The sequence below is a fragment of the Kitasatospora sp. NPDC058115 genome (assembly GCF_042884635.1).
Taxonomy (GTDB): domain Bacteria; phylum Actinomycetota; class Actinomycetes; order Streptomycetales; family Streptomycetaceae; genus Kitasatospora.
On record NZ_JBHVTL010000073.1, the window covers coordinates 1 to 1,031 of the forward strand.

Genomic DNA, 1,031 nt, shown 5'->3' on the forward strand with positions numbered 1-1,031 from the left:
GGGCGAAGCTGAGAACTTAAGCGCCAGTAAACGGCGGTGGTAACTATAACCATCCTAAGGTAGCGAAATTCCTTGTCGGGTAAGTTCCGACCTGCACGAATGGCGTAACGACTTCTCGACTGTCTCAACCATAGGCCCGGTGAAATTGCATTACGAGTAAAGATGCTCGTTTCGCGCAGCAGGACGGAAAGACCCCGGGACCTTTACTATAGCTTGATATTGGTGTTCGGTTCGGCTTGTGTAGGATAGGTGGGAGACTTTGAAGCCGTGACGCCAGTCATGGTGGAGTCGTCGTTGAAATACCACTCTGGTCGTGCTGGATGTCTAACCTGGGTCCGTGATCCGGATCAGGGACAGTGTCTGGTGGGTAGTTTAACTGGGGCGGTTGCCTCCTAAAGGGTAACGGAGGCGCCCAAAGGTTCCCTCAGCCTGGTTGGCAATCAGGTGTTGAGTGTAAGTGCACAAGGGAGCTTGACTGTGAGACTGACGGGTCGAGCAGGTACGAAAGTAGGGACTAGTGATCCGGCGGTGGCTTGTGGAAGCGCCGTCGCTCAACGGATAAAAGGTACCCCGGGGATAACAGGCTGATCTTCCCCAAGAGTCCATATCGACGGGATGGTTTGGCACCTCGATGTCGGCTCGTCGCATCCTGGGGCTGGAGTAGGTCCCAAGGGTTGGGCTGTTCGCCCATTAAAGCGGTACGCGAGCTGGGTTTAGAACGTCGTGAGACAGTTCGGTCCCTATCCGCTGTGCGCGTAGGAGTGTTGAGAAGGGCTGTCCCTAGTACGAGAGGACCGGGACGGACGAACCTCTGGTGTGCCAGTTGTTCTGCCAAGGGCATGGCTGGTTGGCTACGTTCGGGAGGGATAACCGCTGAAAGCATCTAAGCGGGAAGCCTGCTTCGAGATGAGCACTCCCACCTCCTTGAGAGGGTAAGGCTCCCAGTAGACGACTGGGTTGATAGGCCGGATATGGAAGCCCTGTGAGGGGTGGAGTTGACCGGTACTAATAGGCCGAGGGCTTGTCCTCAG

1 rRNA gene is annotated in these 1,031 nt (G+C 56.0%); it reads left to right on the plus strand.

Annotation, left to right across the window (positions count from 1 at the left end):
• Positions 1 to 1,029 (plus strand): 23S ribosomal RNA (locus ACFVVL_RS35380); the annotation flags it as partial.
• Positions 1,030 to 1,031: the final 2 nt, after the last annotated feature.